Genomic DNA, 18,404 nt, shown 5'->3' on the forward strand with positions numbered 1-18,404 from the left:
CCGATGACCATAAAGACCGTATCGACCACGCCCTATACCGACCAGAAGCCCGGCACCTCGGGCCTGCGCAAGAAGGTCCCCGTCTTCCAGCAGAAGAACTATGCGGAGAACTTCATCCAGTCGATCTTCGATTCGCTCGAAGGTTTCGAGGGGCAGACGCTGGTGGTCGGCGGCGACGGCCGTTTCTATAACCGCGAGGTCATCCAGCTCGCCATCAAGATGGCCGCCGCCAACGGCTTCGGCCGCGTGCTGGTCGGCCGCGGCGGCATCCTGTCCACCCCCGCCGCCTCCAACGTTATCCGCAAGAACAAGGCCTTCGGCGGTATCGTGCTCTCGGCCAGCCACAATCCGGGCGGCCCGACCGAGGACTTCGGCATCAAGTACAATATCGGCAACGGCGGCCCGGCGCCGGAGAAGATCACCGATGCCATCTTCGCCCGCACCAAGGCGATCGACAGCTACAGGATCGCCGACGTGCCGGACGTCAACCTCGACCTCGAAGGCACCCACGAGATCGAGGGCATGACGGTGACGGTCATCGACCCGGTCGCCGACTATGCCGAGCTGATGGAAAGCCTCTTCGACTTCAAGGCGATCCGCGCGCTGCTTGCCGGCGGCTTCCGCATCGTCTTCGACGCCATGAGCGCCGTAACCGGCCCCTATGCCAAGGAGATCCTCGAAAACCGCCTCGGCGCGGCCAAGGGCTCGGTGCTGAATTTCGTGCCGCTGCCCGATTTCGGCGGCCACCATCCGGATCCGAACCTCGTCCACGCCCGCGCCCTCTACGAGACGATGATGGCCGACGATGCGCCCGATTTCGGCGCGGCTTCCGACGGCGACGGCGACCGCAACCTCATCATCGGCCGGGGCATCTTCGTCACCCCCTCTGACAGCCTCGCCATGCTTGCCGCCAACGCGCATCTCGCCCCCGGCTATGCCAGGGGCCTTGCCGGCATCGCCCGCTCCATGCCGACCTCCGGCGCGGCCGACAGGGTGGCGGAAAAGCTCGGCATCGGCATCTACGAGACGCCGACCGGCTGGAAGTTCTTCGGCAACCTGCTCGACGCCGGCCTTGCCACGATCTGCGGCGAGGAGAGCGCCGGCACCGGCTCCAACCATGTGCGCGAGAAGGACGGCCTCTGGGCGGTCCTCCTCTGGCTCAACATCCTCGCCGTGCGCAGGGAAAGCGTCATCGACATCGTCCGCAAGCACTGGGCGACCTACGGGCGCAACTACTATTCCCGCCACGACTACGAGGAGGTCGACAGCAATGCCGCGAACGGCCTGATCGACAACCTGCGCAACCAGCTCGCCGTCCTTCCCGGCAAGTCGTTCGGCGCCCTCAAGGTCGAGACCGCGGACGACTTCGCCTATCATGACCCGGTCGACCAGTCCGTCAGCAGGAACCAGGGCATCCGCATCCTCTTCGAAGGCGGCTCGCGCGTCGTCTTCCGCCTCTCCGGCACCGGCACGTCCGGCGCCACGCTGCGCGTCTATATCGAGCGTTTCGAGCCGGATGCCGCCCGCCACGACATCGACACGCAGGAGGCGCTGGCCGACCTCATCGCGGTCGCCGACGAGATCGCCGGCATCAAGGCGCGCACCGGCCGCAACGAACCCAGCGTGATCACCTGACCATGATCCTCACCGCCCCTTCCTTCGCGCCGGGCGCCACGCTCTCCGGGGACGGGGTGGAATTCGCGGTCTATTCGCGCGATGCGGCGAGCGTCGCGCTCTGCCTGTTCGACAACGACGGCGACAAGGAACTCGCCCGCCTCGCCATGGGCCGCGACGAAGCCGGCTTCCACCGCGTCTTCGTGGAGGGCGCGGCGGAGGGCACCCGCTACGGCTTCCGCGCCGACGGCATCCATTCGCCGGACCACGGCCTCTGGTTCGACCCGGCGAAGCTCCTTGTCGATCCCTATGCCAAGGAACTCGACCGCCCCTTCGTTCATGACGGGCGGCTGACGGTCTTCGGCGCAGAGACGGCGGATATCGTGCCGAAGGCCGTCGTCACCCGCGACCGGCCGGCGGCGCTCCATGCGCCGCTCTTCCGCCCCGGCGGCTTCGTCTACGAGATCGCCGTGCGATCCTTCACCATGCTGCACCCGCAAGTGCCCGAGGCGATGCGCGGCACCATCGGCGCGCTCGCCCATCCCGCCGTCCTCGCGCATCTGAAACGCCTCGGCGTCGATGCCGTCGAGCTGATGCCGGTCACCGCCTGGATCGACGAGCGCCACCTGCCGCCGCTCGGCCTTTCCAACAGCTGGGGCTACAATCCCATCGCCCTGATGGCGCTCGACCCGCGCCTTGCGCCCGGCGGCATGAAGGAGCTCGCCGATACGGTCGCCGCGCTGCGCGCCGAAGGCATCGGCGTGATCCTCGACCTCGTCTTCAACCATTCCGGCGAGAGCGACCGGCGCGGCGCGACGCTCTCCATGCGCGGCCTCGACAACCTGACCTATTACCGCCATGTGCCGGACCGCCCCGGCGAGCTGATCAACGACACGGGCTGCGGCAACACGATCGCCGGCGAGAACCCGGTGGTCCGCCAGCTCGTGCTCGACAGCCTCCGCCATTTCGTGCGCCATGCCGGCGTCGACGGCTTCCGTTTCGACCTCGCCACCATTCTCGGCCGCGGGGCGGACGGCTTTTCCGCCCGCGCGGCGCTCCTGACCGAGATCTGCGCCGATCCGCTCTTGAAGGACCGCGTGCTCATCGCCGAGCCCTGGGACATCGGCCCGGGCGGTTACCAGCTCGGCAATTTCCCGGCCCCCTTCCTCGAATGGAACGACCGCTACCGCGACGACATGCGTATGTTCTGGCGCGGTGACAGCCACATGCTCGGCGCCTTCGCCACGGCCTTCGCCGGCTCCTCCGACATCTTCTCCCGCCACGGCCACGAGGAGACGCGCACCGTCAATTTCCTCGCTGCCCATGACGGCTTCACGCTGATGGACCTCGTCTCGCACACGGCGAAGCACAACGAGGCGAACGGCGAGGACAACCGCGACGGCCACAACGAGAACCATTCCTGGAACAACGGCTTGGAGGGCGCAACCACGGACGGCGCCGTGCTTTCCGCCCGCCGGGCGGATGTGAAGGCCCTGCTGTCGACCCTCTTCCTCTCGCACGGCACGATCATGCTGACGGCGGGCGACGAGGGCGGGCGCAGCCAGGGCGGCAACAACAACGCCTATTGCCAGGACAACGCCATCACCTGGATGCACTGGGACCGGCTGGACGACGGCCTCGTCGAGCATGCCGCCATGCTCTCGGCGATCCGCCGGCGCTTCCCCGCGCTCGGTAAGACGGCGTTCTTCACCGGCGTGGGCGATATCGAATGGCTGACGCCTGCCGGCACGCCGATGAGCGTCGCGGACTGGGAGGCGCCGCTTGCGGGCACCCTCCTCCTGCTCCTCGAAACGATGGACACCGAGCAGAAGCGCAGCGTGCATCTCGCCATCGCCGTCAACCGCACCCATGCCGGACAGCCCTTCACGCTGCCTCCCTCGAAGGGCCGGGACTGGGTGAGCCTGCTTTCCGCAAGCCTTCCCGAAACGGGTCTTCTTTCCGCAAGGGCGGTGGAAATTTTTGTCGAAAGATACTGAAATTCGTTGCCCCGATGGAACGTCCCTCTAGAAGGGACGCAGATCGACCAGTGGAAAGCCAGATGCCAGCCAGTATCCATTTGAAAGATGTTGCAGCGCTCGTGGGGACGGAACTCGGCGTGTCGCGCTGGTTCACCGTGGACCAGACGATGATCGACCGTTTCGCCGGTGCGACGGAGGACCACCAGTTCATCCACACCGATCCCGTGCGCGCGGCGGCGGAAACGCCCTTCGGCGGCACCATCGCCCACGGCTTCCTGACGCTCTCGCTGCTTTCGGCGATGAACTTCGACTGCGTGCCGCGCATCATCGAGCAGACGATGGGCATCAACTACGGTTTCGAGAAGGTCCGCTTCATCACGCCGGTGAAGAGCGGCGCACGCGTTCGCGGCCGCTTCTCCCTCGACGAGGCCCGCTTCCGCGGCGCCGGCATGGTGACGATCCGCTACAACGTCTCGGTCGAGATCGAGGACGAGCGCAAACCGGCGCTGACGGCCGAATGGATCACCATCGTGCAGTTCGATCCGAAGGACCGGCCGGAGGACGTATAAAAGCGCCCCTCATCCGGCTGCCGCCACCTTCTCCCCGCAAGCGGGGCGAAGGGATATGCTGCACCGTATTCCTCAAACAATGCCGGTTCGCGGGGCAAGTCCCCTCTCCCTGCTTGCGGGGAGAGGGTTAGGGTGAGGGGCATGCCTCCACCCAAACGCCGGAATATCAGAGCCCCGCGTCTTCCGCACCCTCGACAAGAAGGCCGAAGGCGTAGGGGGAGAACGAGCGCCAGCACTCGACGCGGTAGTCCTCCTCGCCGGGGCGGAACACCACCACCTCGATCTTGCCGAGCACCGTGCGCGCCGCGGCCCCTACCGGGAAGATCGCGTTGCCGAGGTCGAGCGGGCAGCCGCTGGCGATCGCGCCGGCCGCATGCGGGCCGGAAACGAGGATCGCCGTGTTGCGGTGGGAGACGTCCACGGCCGAATGCAGGACGCCCGAGCTTGCGGCAAGCGCCATCAGGTCCGCCTCGTTCTCGTCGATCAGCAGCCACTCGTCCGGGCCAAGCCAGAGCGCGTGGCGGCCGTTCGCCGATGCCGAGGTCTTCGGCCGCGTCGGCAGCGTCAGGCCGAAGGCGGCCGACAGGGCACCGAGCGCATCGGCGCCGGCCCGCAGCGAGAGGCGGGTTGCGGGGGCGGCGGGCGTGACGCGCGCGCCGGCGGAGCCGCCATGGCGGCCGGCCAGCGGCGCCTTGCGGAGAGCGTGATCAGCCATTGAGGCGTCCTCCTTCCTTGTCGACAAAGACCATGTCGCTGACCTCGACCGCGATGGTGCGGTCGGGCATCGGCACGTAGAGCGTCTGGCCCATGCGGGCCTGGCCGCCGGCGACGAGCGCCATGGCGATCGACCGGCCGCAGTTCTCCGACCAGTAGGACGAGGTGACGTGGCCGAGCATGGTCATCGGCTTCGGCTCGTTCGGATCGGCGACGATCTGCGCACCCTCCTCCAGCACCACCTTCGGGTCCTTCGTCAGGAGGCCGACGAGCTGCTTGCGGCCCTCCTTGACGAGGTCCGGCCGCTTGAGGCCGCGGATGCCGACGAAGTCCGTCTTCTTCTTCGAGACGGCCCAGGCGAGGCTGGCGTCATAGGGCGTGACCGTGCCGTCCGTATCCTGGCCGACGATGATGTAGCCCTTCTCGGCGCGAAGGACGTGCATCGTCTCCGTGCCGTAGGCGCAGGCGCCGAGCGGTTCGGCGCGCGCCCAGATGGCCTCCCAGACGGCCTCTCCGTAGTCGGCCGGCACGTTGACTTCGTAGCCGGCTTCCCCGGTGAAGGACATGCGGAAGAGCCGGGTCGGCACGCCGCAGAACTTGCCCTCGCGCACGCTCATGTGCGGGAAGGCCTCGTTCGACATGTCGATGCCCTCGACGAGCGGCTCGAGGATCTCGCGCGCCTTCGGGCCCTGCACGGCGATGACCGCCCACTGTTCTGTGGTGGACGTCAGCCAGACCTTGAGGTGCGGGAACTCCGTCTGGAGATAGTCTTCCATGTGGTGCATGACGCGCGGCGCGCCGCCCGTCGTGGTGGTGACGTGGAAACGGTCCTCCGAAAGGCGGCCGACGACGCCGTCGTCATAGATGAAGCCGTCCTCGCGCAGCATGATGCCGTAGCGGCAGCGGCCGGGCTTCAGCGTATCCCAGCCATTGGTGTACATGAGGTTCATGAACTCGGCAGCATCCGGGCCGACGACCTCGATCTTGCCGAGCGTCGAGGCGTCGAAGACCCCGGCGGCGCTGCGCACCGTGCGGCACTCGCGGTTGACCGCGTCGTGCATGGTCTCGCCCGAGCGCGGATAGTACCAGGCGCGCTTCCAGTTGCCGACATCCTCGAAGACGGCACCGTGCGCCTCCTCCCAGGCATGCATCGGCGTCTTGCGGGCCGGATCGAACAGGTCGCCGCGCGAATGGCTGATCAGCGCGCCGAAGGTGACGGGCGTATAGGGCGCGCGGAAGGTGGTGAGGCCGATCTTCGGGATCTCGCGGTTCAAGACTTCGGATGCGATGGCAAGGCCGTGGATGTTGGAGAGCTTGCCCTGGTCCGTCGCCATGCCGTTGGTGGTGAAGCGCTTGATGTGCTCGATCGAGTGCATGCCCTCGCGCACGGCAAGGCGGATATCCTTGGCGCAGACGTCGTTCTGGAAGTCGACGAAGGCCTTGACGGTCGTGTCGACCCCGGCGCCCTCGCCGCTGCCTGCCATCCCGCCGGTCCATTCGAAGGCGTTCTCGCCGGAAAGCTCGACCTTGCCGCCGCCCTCGTGGCCGGTGGCGCGGGCCATCAGCTCGCCCGCGGCAAGCCCCTCCTCGATGGTCGCCTGCAGGCCGTCCGTGCCGTTGCACGAGCCGACCGAAAGGCAATCCTGCGCATAGGTGCCCGGCAGGAAGCGGCCGGTGGCCGCGTCGTAGGCGACCTTGCCGCGCGACTGCGAGAAGAGGTGGACGGAGGGCGTCCAGCCGGCCGACATCAGGAGCGCATCGATCGGGATCGAGCGCGCCGAGCCGCCGCCGTTGCGCGCGACCGACATGGAGGAGACGCGGAGCTTGCCCTTGGTGTCGACGACCGAATGGCCGGCCAGCACCTCGATGCCGAGCTTGCGGGCTTCGGCAAGCACGCCCTCGCCGGGCTTTTCGCGGTTGTCGACGATGGCGGCGACGGTGACGCCAGCGCGCTTCAGGTCGAAGGCGGCCTCATAGGCCGAATCGTTCGCCGTATAGACGCCGACCTTGCGGCCGACGGCGACGCCGAAATGGTTGAGATAGGTGCGCGCCGCCGAGGCGAGCATGATGCCCGGCCGGTCGTTGTTGGCGAACACCATGTGCCGCTCGATGGAGCCGGTGGCAAGGATGACGCGCTTGGCGCGGACCTGCCACAGCCGCTCGCGCGGCAGCTTCTTGTCGGGGCGCGCAAGGTGATCCGTGACGCGCTCGACGAGGCCGACGAAGTTGTGGTTGTAGTAGCCGAAGGCCGTCGTGCGGGTAAGGACGGTGACGTTCTCCATCGCCTTCAGCTTCGCAGCCGTCGCCTGCGCCCAGTCGTAGCCGTTCTGGCCGTCGATCTTCACCGACAGGTCGTAGTGCAGCGCACCGCCGACTTCCGGCTGCTCGTCGACGAGGATCACGCGGGCGCCCGCTTCGGCGGCGGCAAGCGCCGCCGAAAGGCCGGCGACACCGGCGCCGGCGATCAGCACGTCGCAATAGGCATAGCGGCTGGCATAGTGGTCCGGGTCCTCCTCCGTCGGCGCGACGCCGAGGCCGGCGGCCTTACGGATGAAGGGCTCGTAGAGCTTCTCCCAGGCCGCCTTCGGCCACATGAAGGTCTTGTAGTAGAAGCCGGCCGCGAAGAACGGCGACATCAGGTTATTGATGCCGCCGATATCGAAGGCGAGCGAGGGGAAGCGGTTCTGCGATTCCACCTTCATGCCGTCGAAGACTTCCTGCACCGGCGCGCGCACGTTCGGCTGGCGGCGGGCGGCGTCCCGCGAGACGTCGACGAGCGCGTTCGGCTCTTCCGGCCCGGCCGAAAGGATGCCGCGCGGGCGGTGGTACTTGAACGAGCGGCCGACGAGGTGCACGCCGTTGGCAAGCAGCGCGGAGGCGACGGTATCGCCTTCGAGCGCGTCGAACGTCTTTCCGTCGAAGGTGAAACGCGCCGTCCTGGCGGGCGTCAGTCGGCCCTGACCGGCAATGCGATTAGCGCCGCTCATTTCGCGGTTCCTTCCGTGGCTTCATAGGTTTCGACGGTTCTTTCCGAGGCGGGCGAAACGCCGGGGATGTACGGCTTCGGCTCGCCGGCCTTGTAGCTCATGTAGAACTTGTCGCTCACCGTATCGCGCGCGGCGTTGAAGAAGCGCCCGCAGCCATGGATATGGCGCCAGCGCTCGAAGATCAGGCCCTTCGGGTTGTCGCGCAGGAAGAAGTAATCCTCGAATTCCGCGTCGGTGACATCGGCGATGTTGGTCGGGCGGGCGATATGCGCATCGCCGCCGTGGCGGAATTCGAGCTCGGAGCGCTCTTCCTCGCAGTAGGGGCAGTAGATGAGAAGCATCGGGTTTCTCCTGTCCCGCGCCGGCCGGCCTTCGGCCGCCGGACGCGCGGGTGAAATGAAATCAGTGAGCCACGGCCGCGGCCGCTGCCTCGTCGATGAGGCGGCCGGTGCGGAAGCGGTCGAGCGTCAGGCCGGACGCCAGCTTGTGCGGCTCGCCCTTCGCGATGAGGTGGGCGAAGAGGTGCGCCGAGCCCGGCGTCGCCTTGAAGCCGCCGGTGCCCCAGCCGCAATTGACGAAGAGGTTTTGAACCGGCGTCACGCCCTGGATCGCCGAGCGGTCCGGCGTGTTGTCGGTGATGCCGCCCCACTGGCGCATCATCTTGACGCGGCGGAACATCGGGAAGAGCTCGCAGATCGCGTCCAGCGTATGTGTGATGATCTGGAGGCCGCCGGTCTGCGAATAGGAATTGTACTGGTCCGTGCCCGCGCCGATGACCAGCTCGCCCTTGTCCGACTGCGAGATATAGGCATGCACCGAGTTGGACATGACGACGCACGGGAAGATCGGCTTCATCGGCTCGGAGACGAGTGCCTGCAGCGGCACGGAGTGCAGCGGCAGCTTGACGTCGGCCATCGCCATGATGACCGAGTTGTGGCCGGAGGCCGAAACGCCGATCTTCCTGGCGCCGATGAAACCCTTCGAGGTCTCCACGCCCGTCACCGCGCCGTCCGGCCCGCGGCGGATGCCCTTGACCTCGCAGTTCTGGATGATGTGCACGCCGCGATCGGAAGCGGCGCGGGCATAGCCCCAGGCGACGGCGTCGTGGCGGGCCGTGCCGCCGCGGCGCTGCAGGGCCGCGCCGTTGATCGGGTAGCGGGCGGTCGCGGAGATGTCGAGCGGCGGGCAATAGTCCTTCGCCTGCTGCGGCGTCAGCCATTCGTTGTCGATGCCGTGCAGGCGGTTGGCGTGGACATGGCGCTGGAAGGACTGCTTGTCGTGGACGTTGTGCGACAGCATCATCACGCCGCGCGGCGAGTACATGACATTGTAGTTGAGGTCCTGGCTGAGGCCTTCCCAGAGCTTCAGCGAGTGCTCGTAGATGTCCATGCTCTCGTCATAGAGGTAGTTCGAGCGGATGATGGTCGTGTTGCGGCCGGTATTGCCGCCGCCGAGCCAGCCCTTCTCGATCACGGCGACATTGGTGATGCCGTGCTCCTTGGCAAGGTAATAGGCAGCGCCGAGGCCGTGTCCGCCGCCGCCGACGATGATCACGTCGTATTCCTTGCGCGGTTCGGGCGAGGCCCATTGCGGCTCCCAACCCTTGTGGCCGCGCATCGCCTCGCGGGCGACGGCGAAAACCGAATATTTGCGCATTACCCAAGTCCTCAAATCTCGCCGGCCCCGCCGGCTGTTTCCTGCCCCGATAGAAAGCAAATCCTGATGGCGGACGCCGTATTCTTTGCGACGCATTCAGGCGTCCCTTGTACCACATGCGACATGAGCCGCGTCGATGGTTTTACGACGGTTTTCCCGGCCTTGTCCGCAAATATCCCGAGCATCTTTCCGCAAGAGACTGGACTTCTGCGCGTCCATCTGGTATCCGACGCCTCAATCGTCAGCCTTCCGGGCTGCGCGAACGTCACCTATTTGCCTGACGACCTTAAGGAATCGCCGGGCTGGCAACAATTAAAGGAACGGGATTCTCGTGCAGGTACTTGTCCGCGACAACAATGTTGATCAGGCTCTCCGCGCTCTCAAGAAGAAGATGCAGCGCGAAGGTATTTTCCGTGAAATGAAGATGCGCGACTATTACGAAAAGCCGTCGCAGAAGCGTGCGCGTGAAAAGGCCGAAGCCGTCCGTCGCGTCCGCAAGCTGGCCCGCAAGCGCGCCCAGCGCGAAGGCCTCATCGGCGGTCGTCCTGGCGCCCGTTGATCGGTCGTTTTTTCGACGTTTTCGAATGCAAGACCGGGCGGGGGCGAAGATTTCGCCGCCGCCTTTTTTCATGTGACCGGGACCCGTTCACCCTTGTGAAAGGCATCCCGTGCAATTCCAGGCCGGCGGCTGCGCCCATTTCCGGAATTGCCCTGAAGGCCGCAGCACTTTCTGCCCGCATGAGGCGCGACAGAAGCCCATTTTGAGGATTCGCACTTGGACATGACTGCATCCACCGGGTTCCCGACCGATCGTCTTTCTTCCTCCAATATGCGCATCCGCCGTCCCCTGATGGCCGCCGTCGCCGCCACGTCCCTCGCCCTCCTGCTTGCCGGCTGCCAGTCGACCACCTCGACGGATGTGCTGAAGGTCGAGCGCGTGCAGGGCTCGCAGGAGAACATCGCCTCGCTCTCGGCCGTCATCGCCGCCAACCCGCAGGATCCGGAAGGCTACAACGTGCGCGGCTCGGCCTATGGCCGCGCCGGCGAATATCGCCGCGCCCTCGACGACTTCAACCGCGCCATCGAGCTGAACCCGCGCTACTACCAGGCCTATGCCAACCGCGCGCTCGTCGAGCGCAGCATGGGCGACCAGGCGCAGGCCGCCGCCGACTACAACACGGCGCTCCAGCTCAACGCGAACTACGACGTCGCCTATATCGGCCGCGGCAACCTCTATCGCCAGGCCGGCCGCCTCGACGACGCCTTCCGCGACTTCAACCGCGCCATCCAGCTCGATACGACCGATCCGCGCGCCTATCACAACCGCGGCCTGATCTACCAGGCCCGCCGCCAGCACGACAAGGCGATCGAGGACTTCTCGAAGGCCATCTCGCTCTCGCCGAACTCGGCCGAGCCCTATAACGGCCGCGGCATCTCCTATGCGGCGCTCGGCGACGACGACAACGCGTTCTCGGATTTCAACACGGCCATCAACCTCGACGGCAAGCTGGCCGAATCCTGGTCGAACCAGGCGCTTATCTACGAGCGCCGCGGCGAGATGGCCAAGGCCGCCCGCTCCTATTCGCAGGCCCTGCGGCTCGATCCGAACTACAAGCCCGCCAAGGACGGCCTCGCCCGCACCAAGGGCGTCGCCGACACCGCAAAGCCCGCCTGACCGGCGGCGAGGCCTCAAATGCAAAAGCCCGCGACATCGTCGCGGGCTTTTTTTGTCATGGAAGGCGGCGGCCGCCGCCGGACCTCAGTGGTTCATCGCCTTGACGATGTCTTCCGTCATCTTCTTGGCGTCGCCGAGCAGCATCATCGTGCCGTCCTTGTAGAACAGCGTGTTGTCGATGCCGGCATAGCCGGAGCCCAGCGAGCGCTTGACGAAGAGGCAGGTCTTGGCCTTGTCGACGTCGAGGATCGGCATGCCGTAGATCGGCGAGGACTTGTCGTCGCGCGCGGCCGGGTTCGTCACGTCGTTGGCGCCGATGACATAGGCGACGTCGGCCTGTGCGAATTCCGAGTTGATGTCTTCCAGCTCGAAGACCTCGTCATAGGGCACGTTGGCTTCGGCGAGCAGCACGTTCATGTGGCCGGGCATGCGGCCGGCGACGGGGTGGATCGCGTATTTCACCTCGACGCCCTGCTCCTTCAGCTTGTCGGCAAGCTCGCGCAGCGCATGCTGGGCCTGCGCCACCGCCATGCCGTAGCCCGGCACGATGATGACCTTGGAGGCGTTCGCCATGAGGAAGGCCGCGTCGTCCGCCGAGCCCTGCTTGACCGTGCGCTGGATGCCGTCGTCGGCAGCCGCCGCCGTCTCCCCGCCGAAGCCGCCGAGGATGACCGAGACGAACGAGCGGTTCATGCCCTTGCACATGATGTAGGAAAGGATCGCGCCCGAGGAGCCGACCAGCGCGCCGGTGATGATGAGCGCGAGGTTGCCGAGCGTGAAGCCGATGCCGGCCGCCGCCCAACCCGAATAGGAGTTGAGCATGGAGACGACGACGGGCATGTCCGCCCCGCCGATCGGCACGATGATCAGCACGCCGAGGACGAGCGCCAGCGCGACGATCAGCCAGAAGGCCGTGTGGCTCTCGGTCGCCGCAAGGACGACGATGAGGACGATCACGGCGGCAAGCAGCGCCGCGTTGACGGCGTGGCGCATCGGCAGCAGGATCGGCTTGCCGGACATGCGCCCGTCGAGCTTGAGGAAGGCGATGATCGAGCCGGTGAAGGTGATCGCGCCGATGGCGACGCCGAGCGCCATCTCGACGAGCGCCTGGCCGTGGATCTCGCCGACCGCGCCGATGCCGAAGGAGACCGGCGAATAGAGCGCGGCCGCGGCCACCAGCACGGCGGCAAGGCCGACGAGCGAGTGGAAGCCGGCGACGAGCTGCGGCATCGAGGTCATCGGGATGGAGCGGGCGATATAGGCGCCGGCGCCCCCGCCGATGGCAAGGCCGAGCACGATGAGCACGAGGCCGCCGAAGGAGGGCGTCGCGAGCAGCAAGGTCGTGCCGATGGCGATGCCCATGCCGACCATGCCGAGCGTGTTGCCGCGCCGGCTGGTCGTCGGGTGCGAAAGGCCCCTCAGCGCCATGATGAAGAGCACGCCGGAGACGAGATAGAGGAAGGCTGCGAAGTTTGCGTTCATCGGGCCGGCCTCACTTGTCTTTTTTCTTGTACATCGCCAGCATGCGCTGGGTGACGAGGAAGCCGCCGAAGATGTTGACGGAGGCGAGGATCAGCGCGACGAAGCCGAAGCCGGTCGCAACGCCCGAAAGCGAGATGCCGACGGCAAGCAGCGCGCCGACGACGATGACCGAGGAGATCGCGTTGGTGACGGCCATCAGCGGCGTGTGCAATGCCGGCGTCACCGACCAGACGACGTAGTAGCCGACGAAGATCGACAGCACGAAGATCGCGAGGCGGAACACGAAGGGATCGATCGCCCCGCCGGAAACGCCGTGCGCCACGGCGCCCGCCGCATCCGGCACATATTCGGAAGCGGCGCGGACGGCCTCCACGGCCCGGTCGAGATCGGTGAGCGCCTTGTCCAGAAGTTCGTTCGCCATCACTTGCCCTCCCCTTCATGAACCGCGGCGCCGCCGAAGTTCGGATGGACGACCGACCCGCCATGGGTCAGCATCGTCGCCTTGACCAGCTCGTCCTCGGCATTGACCGAGACCGACTTCGTCTCCTTGTCGACCATGGTCTCAAGGAACGTGAGGAGGTTCTTGGCGTAGAGCGCCGAGGCGGAGGCGGCGATGCGGCCCGGCACGTTGAGGTAGCCGATGACCTTGACGCCCTCGACCTCGACGACCTTTCCGGCCTCCGAGCCCTCGATGTTGCCGCCGCGCTCGACCGCGAGGTCGACGGCGACGGAGCCGGTCTTCATGGCGAAGAGCATCTGCCGCGTCACGAGGCGCGGGGCCGGGCGGCCGGGGATCAGCGCGGTGGTGATGACGATGTCCTGCTTGGCGATGTGGTCGGCGACGAGCGCGGCCTGTTTCGCCTGGTATTCCTTGGACATTTCCTTGGCATAGCCGCCGGCGGTCTCGGCCGCCTTGAACTCGTCGTCCTCGACGGCGATGAACTTGGCGCCGAGCGAGGCGACCTGCTCCTTGGCCGCGGGGCGCACGTCCGTCGCCGAGACGGCGGCGCCGAGGCGCCGCGCGGTGGCGATGGCCTGAAGGCCCGCGACGCCCGCCCCCATGACGAAGATCTTGGCGGCCGGCACGGTGCCGGCGGCGGTCATCATCATCGGCATGGCGCGGTCGAACTCGTAGGCCGCGTCGATGACGGCCTGGTAGCCGGCAAGGTTGGCCTGCGAGGACAGGATGTCCATGGACTGGGCGCGCGTGATGCGCGGCATCAGCTCCATGGCGAAGGCGGTGAGCCCGGCCTTCGCCATCTCGGCGATGGCGGCCTCGTTGCCGTAGGGATCCATGGTGGCGATGACGATGGCGCCGGGCTTGTAGGTGGAAATCTCCGCCGTCGTCGGCCGGCGCACCTTGAGCACGACGTCGGCAGCTTTCGCTTCCTCCGGTCCGACGATGCGGGCGCCGGCGGCCTCGTAGTCGGCATCGAGGATGCGCGAGGCAAGACCCGCGCCGGCCTCGACCAGAACATCGAGCCCGAGGGCCTTCATTTTCTTGACTGTTTCGACGGAACCGGCGACGCGGCCTTCAGCCGGATCGCTTTCCCGCGCGACAAAAACACACTGACTCAAACCGTGGTCCTCCCCCCGAGACTGGCCGTGTTGGATCACGGCGCCGGATGGCGCCGCGGCACATCATGGATGCGGCTTTTCAGATCAACGCAGGGCGAAGAAGCCGACGACGTTGAGGATGACGAAGAGCACGAAGGCGCTGAAGAAGCCGGCGCTGGTGAAGAAACCGGCAGCCATGGCGATGAGCAGCGTCACGCAGAACATCGTGCCGAACTTGGCGGCGTTGACGAAGAAGCCGTAGGTCTTCTCGTGCTCGGGATAATCCATCGCCGCGCCCAGCTCGACGGGTCCGTTGTGATGTTCAGCCATAGTCACCTTCTCCTAAGCAGCCGCACCCGCCAGCCGGAAAACTCCACCCGATGAGCGCCGATATAGGCCGGAACCGGAACGGTCCGGCGATTCCCTCAAGCGCGAAAGCGCGCGTCTTCAGGCCATACACAATGGACAGGCAAAGCGCAACGGCAGGAGGGGACGAGGTTCGGACCCGGCAACGTTTCCGAAACGGAACGGGCCGGTTTCCTGCAAAACCGGCCCGGCATGCGACATCTGGGCGCAAGCCCTATCCGGCGTAGGCGCTGCCGGAAAGCGCGATCCGGCCATGGCCGGAATGGGCGCGCCGGGCGCTCGGGCGCACGGTGAGCGGGCTGAAAGGCATCTCCTCGCCGCGGGCGAACAGCATGCGCCGCTCGTAGGGCTCCGACATGAAGAAGGGGAAGCGCGCATAGAGCGAGGAGCGCACGTCCTTGCAGCGCGTCGCCATCAGCATCAGGTCGATGATGAACTTGCCCTGCCGGCTCTTCGGCGAGGCGACGAAATCGCCGTCGAAGACGCGCCGGTAGAAGGCCGCATGCGCCGGCTTGACCATCTGGAGGACGCGGTCGGCATCGAAATAATCCGCCGCCATCGTCGCAAGGCGCAGCGTCAGATACGGGATCGCCGGCATCTCGCTCCAGATTTCCGGATCGGCGGCAAGGCGGACCGGATCGATCAGCGACATGCCCGCATCGAGGAACGCCTTGATCTCGTCCGGGAAGACTTTGCCCGAGGAGGTGACGCGATGGTCCGGCGTCACATGGTGCAGGCGCACGGTCGAGATCAGCCGCTCCTCGTGATAGACGCCGAAGACATAGGCGTTGCTGTCGAAATCGACCTCATCGATGAGCAGGTGCGAATCTTCCGCAAGATGCATGACGCTGCCGGCCTTGTAGGCCTTGTAGCGCACGCGCGCGACGTCTTCCATGTCCTCGCTCGTTTCCACCCGCCGGTATTCCACCTTGTCGAGCAGTCCGAGAAGCTTCTCGGAAAAGCGATTGTTCGCCATTTCCCCGTTGTCCATTGCCCCGCATCCCCGATTGAAAGCCGGCCGCATCCTGCCGCTGGCTTCATATTCTTCGATATAGGACAATTTGTGTAAAATACTATTCATTAACCTTAATATATGGTTAACGCTAATTTTGAAGAAACTGATAAATCGGGTGGATTTATACAGCCGTTCAACAGGGGAAGGAACGATCAGGCGACGCGGGCGCCGCGACGGCGGGTTTCGCCGGCCTTGCGGGCGGCAAGGCTCTCGAAGCGGTCGCGTAGCGCGTCGGGAGACATGGGCGCGGCGAAGACATAGCCCTGCACGAGATCGGCGCACTGGTACTTCCTGATGAGCGCGAGCTGCTCCTGCGTCTCCACGCCCTCGATGACGATGCGCAGCCCCAGTTCCCGCGACAGGTTGACCGTGCCGCGCAGGAGCTTGAAGCGGCGCGCGTCCTCGCCGATGTTGCGCACGAAGGACCGGTCGATCTTGATGACGTCGAGCGGAAGCTGGTCGAGATAGCTGAGGCTGGAATAGCCCGTGCCGAAATCGTCGATGGCGATGGTGATGCCGCGTGCGCGCAGTTCCTGGAGCACCGCCTGCACTTTCACCGGCTCCTCCATCAGGCAGCTCTCGGTGACTTCCAGATGCAGCCGGTGCGGCGCGAGCCCTGCCGTCTCCAGCGCCTCGGAGACGAGGGCGACGATGCCGGTGCCGCGCAGGTCCTGCACCGAAAGATTGACGGAAACGCCCATATGGTCCGGCCAGGTCGCGCAGTCCGCGCAGGCCCGCAGGATCATGAAGCGCGTGATCTCGGAGACGATGCCCATCTCCTCGGCGATCTGGATGAAGACGTTCGGCGTCACCGGCCCGCGCTCGGGATGCGTCCAGCGCGACAGGGCCTCGCAGCACTCGATGCGCGAGCCGTCCGGCACGAACATCGGCTGGTAGGCGACCGACAGCGCATTGTCCTCGATGGCCTGCCGCAGGTCGTCCTTCAGCTTCTGGCGGTCCATGTAGCGCGCGTCCATCTCCTGCTCGAAGACGGTGACGCTGCCCTTGGCACGCGACTTGGTCTCGAACAGCGCGAGGTCGGCGCGGATCTGCATCTCCTCCAGGCGGAACGCATCGCTCGCCACCGTCACGCAGCCCGCGCTGAAGGAAACGATGACCGTGACGCCGTCGAAATCGTAGCTGCCGCGCAACTGCTCGTGGAAGCGGCGCATCCGCGCCTCGAGATCGCGCCGGTTCGTCTCGTTCGGGAAGAACAGGATGAACTCGTCGCCCATCAGGCGCCCGACGATGACCTTGTCGCCGGCGAGCCGCCGCAGGCGCTCGGCGATGGCGCAGAGCAGCCGGTCGCCCGTCACATGCCCCTTCATGTCGTTGACATGCTTGAAGTCGTCGACGTCGACCACCATGAAGCCCACGAGGCCCGGCTTCCTGCGCTCGGCAAGCGCCTCCTGCAGGAGATCGGCGAAATAGGTGCGGTTCGGCAGGCCCGTGAGGGTGTCGTAGCGCACCATGTGCAGGATCTTCTTTTCTGCCCTGACGCGTGCCGTCACGTCCTCGAAGATGAGGACGGCGCCGCCGTTTTCGCGCGGGGCGGCGGTGAATTCGAGATAGAGGCCGTCCGTCACCTGCACGAGCGCACGCGAGCGCTCGCCCCTCAGCAGCTCGCCGAGCTGGCGCAGGATCGCCTTGCTCTGCTCGGCGTTGAAGAAGGTGTTGCGCACGCCGTAGCGCAGCACGACGTCGAGGTGGCAATCCTTCAGGCGCTCCTGGCTGCCGAGATGCAGGAGCTCGCAGGCCCGCCGGTTGGCGACGAGGATGCGCTGGTCCGCATCCAGCATGAAAAGGCCGTGCGGCATGTTGTTGAGCGCGGTGTCGAAGCGGTCGGCGATGGTCGCGAGTTCCCGGGCGGCCAGCACGTTCTCGTAGAGGAAGGTCCGCACGCCGTTCGCCATGGTGCGCGTCGTCATCGCGAAGGGCAGGACCAGCGAGGCGAGCACCGCATGGTAGAAATCCTGCAGGCCGAGGAAGCCGATCACGATGGGAAAGCAGGCGGCGAAGACCATGTAGTTGACGGCGCGCGGCGAGCCGTAGTTGCGGCCGACGACGGAGACCATGGTGGCGAGCGTCACGGAGATGCAGGCGATCTCCGCGAAGCTGTCGCGGCTGACGATCAGGCTGTAGCAGCAGGCCGTGCCGAGCGTCAGCGTCGTGCTGACGGCCCCGACATTGTACCAGTTCTCCCAGTAGCGGATGCCGGCCATGCCGAGCGCGGCCTTGTCCGCGCGGTCGAAGCGGCGCATGGCCTGGGCGCGCAGCGACCAGATGAGGACGATGAGCGCACTCCAGGCGAGGAAGAACGGATCGGCGGTCTTGGCGAAGACGAACGAGAACGTCACGACATGCGAAATCATGCCGACGAAAAGGGTCTGGCGGTTCCCGTACAGCGAGCTGACGAACGACAAATAGACATCGGCCGGCAGCGTGTTCTGACCCTTATCCTTCATGGACTCGGCACTCCTATGGCGAGTGAGGGTTACCGGCCAAAATTTAATGAATGATTTCGGGAGATTACCCAATAAGAAGGGGTATTCGGGGGATTATTGCACGCACGTTCAACTAAAAGGGGATACATTCAACCGGGTCTTGCAGAAACGGCACAATTTTTGACTATACTCAACTTAACATGGAAGAAGGGCGCAATTTTATGTCTTCGCGGCGTCATAGTCTTGCTTTCCATCAAATGCGCGAAGCCTTCTCTGCAATCGGTGTTTGCAATCGCGTGGTTAATGCTTCCGGTCCTTCCCCATCCCCAGATCTGGCCATATCCGG

At 65.9% G+C, this 18,404-nt stretch carries 15 protein-coding genes; 5 read left to right on the plus strand and 10 right to left on the minus strand.

Annotated elements, in window-relative coordinates; translation table 11 throughout:
* Positions 1 to 3: 3 nt before the first annotated feature.
* The 3 genes from ACZ5TO_RS13405 (at position 4) to ACZ5TO_RS13415 (ending at position 4,162) form a co-directional block, all read left to right on the plus strand.
* Positions 4 to 1,635: an alpha-D-glucose phosphate-specific phosphoglucomutase gene (locus ACZ5TO_RS13405; RefSeq protein ID WP_464798425.1), complete on the plus strand. Its 1,632-nt coding sequence runs from the start codon at positions 4 to 6 to the stop codon at positions 1,633 to 1,635.
* A 2-nt stretch (positions 1,636 to 1,637) separates the two neighbouring features.
* A complete protein-coding gene (glgX, locus tag ACZ5TO_RS13410; RefSeq protein WP_464798426.1) occupies positions 1,638 to 3,611 on the plus strand; it encodes a glycogen debranching protein GlgX in 1,974 nt (657 codons plus the stop codon).
* A gap of 62 nt (positions 3,612 to 3,673) precedes the next feature.
* Entirely contained in the window at positions 3,674 to 4,162 is a 489-nt protein-coding gene (locus tag ACZ5TO_RS13415; RefSeq protein WP_184143946.1) for a MaoC family dehydratase, read from the plus strand.
* Between the two features lie 166 nt (positions 4,163 to 4,328).
* Here the strand turns inward: ACZ5TO_RS13415 and ACZ5TO_RS13420 are convergent, their stop codons facing one another.
* From ACZ5TO_RS13420 to ACZ5TO_RS13435, 4 genes are all read right to left on the minus strand, one after another.
* Complete coding sequence (locus ACZ5TO_RS13420; RefSeq protein ID WP_464798427.1) at positions 4,329 to 4,877, minus strand: sarcosine oxidase subunit gamma; 549 nt, start codon at positions 4,875 to 4,877, stop codon at positions 4,329 to 4,331.
* Positions 4,870 to 7,863, minus strand: a complete 2,994-nt coding sequence (locus ACZ5TO_RS13425; RefSeq protein WP_464798428.1) for a sarcosine oxidase subunit alpha — start codon at positions 7,861 to 7,863, stop codon at positions 4,870 to 4,872. The genes ACZ5TO_RS13420 and ACZ5TO_RS13425 overlap by 8 nt, the downstream gene beginning before the upstream one ends.
* Positions 7,860 to 8,204, minus strand: coding sequence for a sarcosine oxidase subunit delta (locus ACZ5TO_RS13430; protein WP_464798429.1), 345 nt, complete (start codon positions 8,202 to 8,204; stop codon positions 7,860 to 7,862). Before ACZ5TO_RS13430 ends, ACZ5TO_RS13425 begins: the two co-directional genes overlap by 4 nt.
* 61 nt (positions 8,205 to 8,265) lie before the next feature.
* Positions 8,266 to 9,519 (minus strand): sarcosine oxidase subunit beta family protein, encoded by a 1,254-nt coding sequence (locus ACZ5TO_RS13435; RefSeq protein WP_464798430.1) that lies wholly within the window; start codon positions 9,517 to 9,519, stop codon positions 8,266 to 8,268.
* Positions 9,520 to 9,850: 331 nt separating this feature from the next.
* Between ACZ5TO_RS13435 and rpsU the strand changes: the two genes are divergently transcribed.
* Positions 9,851 to 10,078, plus strand: coding sequence for a 30S ribosomal protein S21 (gene rpsU, locus ACZ5TO_RS13440; RefSeq protein ID WP_119256642.1), 228 nt, complete (start codon positions 9,851 to 9,853; stop codon positions 10,076 to 10,078).
* Between the two features lie 222 nt (positions 10,079 to 10,300).
* Positions 10,301 to 11,194 (plus strand): tetratricopeptide repeat protein, encoded by an 894-nt coding sequence (locus ACZ5TO_RS13445; RefSeq protein ID WP_464798431.1) that lies wholly within the window; start codon positions 10,301 to 10,303, stop codon positions 11,192 to 11,194.
* Positions 11,195 to 11,278: 84 nt separating this feature from the next.
* Here ACZ5TO_RS13445 and ACZ5TO_RS13450 read toward each other — a convergent pair whose 3' ends face one another.
* From ACZ5TO_RS13450 to ACZ5TO_RS13475, 6 genes are all read right to left on the minus strand, one after another.
* Complete coding sequence (locus tag ACZ5TO_RS13450; protein ID WP_464798432.1) at positions 11,279 to 12,676, minus strand: NAD(P)(+) transhydrogenase (Re/Si-specific) subunit beta; 1,398 nt, start codon at positions 12,674 to 12,676, stop codon at positions 11,279 to 11,281.
* 10 nt (positions 12,677 to 12,686) lie between these two features.
* Positions 12,687 to 13,097, minus strand: a complete 411-nt coding sequence (locus tag ACZ5TO_RS13455; RefSeq protein WP_184143932.1) for an NAD(P) transhydrogenase subunit alpha part 2 — start codon at positions 13,095 to 13,097, stop codon at positions 12,687 to 12,689.
* Entirely contained in the window at positions 13,097 to 14,254 is a 1,158-nt protein-coding gene (locus tag ACZ5TO_RS13460) for a Re/Si-specific NAD(P)(+) transhydrogenase subunit alpha (protein ID WP_464798433.1), read from the minus strand. The genes ACZ5TO_RS13455 and ACZ5TO_RS13460 overlap by 1 nt, the downstream gene beginning before the upstream one ends.
* Before the next feature lie 84 nt (positions 14,255 to 14,338).
* A complete protein-coding gene (locus ACZ5TO_RS13465) occupies positions 14,339 to 14,563 on the minus strand; it encodes an aa3-type cytochrome c oxidase subunit IV (RefSeq protein ID WP_184143928.1) in 225 nt (74 codons plus the stop codon).
* A gap of 250 nt (positions 14,564 to 14,813) precedes the next feature.
* A complete protein-coding gene (locus ACZ5TO_RS13470) occupies positions 14,814 to 15,590 on the minus strand; it encodes an N-acyl amino acid synthase FeeM domain-containing protein (RefSeq protein WP_464798434.1) in 777 nt (258 codons plus the stop codon).
* 176 nt (positions 15,591 to 15,766) lie between these two features.
* Positions 15,767 to 18,079: a putative bifunctional diguanylate cyclase/phosphodiesterase gene (locus ACZ5TO_RS13475; protein WP_464798435.1), complete on the minus strand. Its 2,313-nt coding sequence runs from the start codon at positions 18,077 to 18,079 to the stop codon at positions 15,767 to 15,769.
* Positions 18,080 to 18,404: the final 325 nt, after the last annotated feature.

The organism is Shinella sp. Sh6 (genome assembly GCF_055392685.1).

Coding starts and splice junctions, on each gene's coding strand:
- ACZ5TO_RS13405 (WP_464798425.1), top strand. CDS start 4: ATGACCATAAAGACCGTATCGACCACGCCCTATACCGACCAGAAGCCC.
- glgX (WP_464798426.1), top strand. CDS start 1,638: ATGATCCTCACCGCCCCTTCCTTCGCGCCGGGCGCCACGCTCTCCGGG.
- ACZ5TO_RS13415 (WP_184143946.1), top strand. CDS start 3,674: ATGCCAGCCAGTATCCATTTGAAAGATGTTGCAGCGCTCGTGGGGACG.
- ACZ5TO_RS13420 (WP_464798427.1), bottom strand. CDS start 4,877: ATGGCTGATCACGCTCTCCGCAAGGCGCCGCTGGCCGGCCGCCATGGC.
- ACZ5TO_RS13425 (WP_464798428.1), bottom strand. CDS start 7,863: ATGAGCGGCGCTAATCGCATTGCCGGTCAGGGCCGACTGACGCCCGCC.
- ACZ5TO_RS13430 (WP_464798429.1), bottom strand. CDS start 8,204: ATGCTTCTCATCTACTGCCCCTACTGCGAGGAAGAGCGCTCCGAGCTC.
- ACZ5TO_RS13435 (WP_464798430.1), bottom strand. CDS start 9,519: ATGCGCAAATATTCGGTTTTCGCCGTCGCCCGCGAGGCGATGCGCGGC.
- ACZ5TO_RS13445 (WP_464798431.1), top strand. CDS start 10,301: ATGACTGCATCCACCGGGTTCCCGACCGATCGTCTTTCTTCCTCCAAT.
- ACZ5TO_RS13450 (WP_464798432.1), bottom strand. CDS start 12,676: ATGAACGCAAACTTCGCAGCCTTCCTCTATCTCGTCTCCGGCGTGCTC.
- ACZ5TO_RS13455 (WP_184143932.1), bottom strand. CDS start 13,097: ATGGCGAACGAACTTCTGGACAAGGCGCTCACCGATCTCGACCGGGCC.
- ACZ5TO_RS13465 (WP_184143928.1), bottom strand. CDS start 14,563: ATGGCTGAACATCACAACGGACCCGTCGAGCTGGGCGCGGCGATGGAT.
- ACZ5TO_RS13470 (WP_464798434.1), bottom strand. CDS start 15,590: ATGGACAACGGGGAAATGGCGAACAATCGCTTTTCCGAGAAGCTTCTC.
- ACZ5TO_RS13475 (WP_464798435.1), bottom strand. CDS start 18,079: ATGAAGGATAAGGGTCAGAACACGCTGCCGGCCGATGTCTATTTGTCG.